The 1,827-nt window shown below is 44.5% G+C and carries 3 protein-coding genes; 1 reads left to right on the plus strand and 2 read right to left on the minus strand.

Going from position 1 to position 1,827, the window contains the following annotated elements:
• Positions 1-762: polyketide synthase (locus tag F6K53_RS39565; protein WP_293085463.1), on the minus strand; the 762-nt coding region annotated here is incomplete at its 3' end.
• 216 nt (positions 763-978) lie between these two features.
• The gene (locus F6K53_RS39570; RefSeq protein WP_293085466.1) at positions 979-1,233 is read right to left on the minus strand and encodes an acyl carrier protein; all 255 of its coding nucleotides are present in this window, start codon (positions 1,231-1,233) and stop codon (positions 979-981) included.
• Positions 1,234-1,564: 331 nt separating this feature from the next.
• Between F6K53_RS39570 and F6K53_RS39575 the strand changes: the two genes are divergently transcribed.
• Positions 1,565-1,693 carry a hypothetical protein gene (locus F6K53_RS39575; RefSeq protein WP_293085469.1) on the plus strand — a complete coding sequence of 43 codons (129 nt, stop codon included), beginning with the start codon at positions 1,565-1,567 and terminating at the stop codon, positions 1,691-1,693.
• Positions 1,694-1,827: the final 134 nt, after the last annotated feature.

A 1,827-nucleotide genomic window follows, 5' to 3' on the forward strand; every position in this document is an offset into this window, starting at 1 on the left:
ATTATCAGCTAATGCCTTGGATAGGGGCTTGAGGACAATGCAACCTGCTCCTTCACTACGAACGTAGCCATTGGCTGTGGCATCAAAGGCTTTGCAGCGACCATCGGGAGAAAGGGCTTTTAGCTTACTTAGGGCAATGTGACCAATGGGTGAAACGATAATATTCACACCCCCAGCCAAGGCTAAGGTAGACTCTCCATTCCAAAGACTCTGACAGGCCAGGTGAACTGCAACCATTGAGGAAGAGCAGGCGGTGTCGATTGCGATCGCAGGCCCTATAAAATTGAATAAATAGGAAAGACGACCAGCAGCAATATTCAAGGCATTACCGGTTAGATCGTATCCTTGGGGCTGAGTGGAATAATCTGGATGAGTGTAGCTGTAATCATGGTTGGAAATTCCCACAAATACTCCAGTTCGGGAGCCAGCCAAGTGGTCTCGCACCTGTCCTGCATCTTCCAGAGCTTCCCAAGCTACCTCTAGCAATAGCCGTTGTTGGGGGTCCATGGCAGTGGCTTCTCGGGGGGAAATGCCAAAGAAGTGGGGGTCAAACTGGTCTACTTGGGGTAAAAAGCCCCCGTAGCGAGAGTTCATTTTGCCAGGAGTATCTGGGTCAGAATCATAGAGGTCACGGAGATCCCAACGGGTTTTGGGGATTTCACTAATGGCATCGACTCCATCACATAATAATTTCCAAAAAGCCTCTGGATTTTCGGCACCAGGAAAACGACATCCAATGCCAATTATTGCTATTGGTTCCATCTTAAAAATCCTTTTAATTACAACGTTATAGTCTTGAAATTGAGTCTTATTGATTAGTCAATTTATGTGTGGCGTTTAATAATAGTCAAGACTAAAGTTATTGGGGAGCATCCCATTGCTGTAAATCTAGGCTCTAAATCAACGGCAATCCTATACTTAACAGCATTTTATTATGAGAATTTTTACAAATTGGGATGCTCATATTTATTGTTCAAGCTAGGAATCTTGAACTAAGCGCTGAGCAAGTTGATCAACACTTGGATAGTTAAAAATTAATACTGGATTAAATTCACGCCCAAGCCACTTTTCTAATCTTCCTAGCAAAATCAAAGCCTGGCTAGAATCTAAATCATAGTTATCAAAAGGTTCATTAATATCAATATCAGCCGGTTCCATTTCCAGACGCTCAGCTAACTGATCAATTAACCAATTTTGAATCTCGTCTTGAGTAAAAGTAATAGATTGGGTCATTTGCCTAACTCCGTTATTTTTTTCAGTGTGAATACAGTAAGCTTTGGTTTGGTTTGGATATCAATTATCCTGTCAGCCTGCAACAAGGTTTTACTACCTTTTGGTAATTGGTAATTGGCAATTGATAATAGCGGTAATCTTACCGAGCATCGATTACCAATTCCCCGACAATCTTTTGTTGCATCCCTTTTATAAAAGGGGGATAAGATTCAACTTGTTGTTCCAAGTTGTTCTATTAAGATGTCTGGCTCATTCAGAGAAGTTACGCAGCTATTTACAAAACTTTACAAGTTTTCTGCAATGGTAGTGAAAATCACCAGGGGGCGGGGCTTTGGGGAGATGGGGAGATGGGAAGATGGGGCGGGGGCGCGGGGCGGGGGCGCGGGGGGTGTGGGGAGATGGGGAGATGGGGAGATTTCATGTAGGGTGGGCAGTGGTTGAGACAGATCAGATTAGCTGACAAAGCTGGTTGGTAGCCACTTGCCACCATCGGTGTAGCCCCTGGCGAACAAAAACCACTGGGGTTGCTCAATCAAGCAATCAATATCAGTAGAGTGGGCATCCTGCCCGCCCGACCATCTCAGGAATCGGAGA

The sequence above is a fragment of the Moorena sp. SIO4A1 genome (genome assembly GCF_010672065.1).
GTDB lineage: Bacteria > Cyanobacteriota > Cyanobacteriia > Cyanobacteriales > Coleofasciculaceae > Moorena.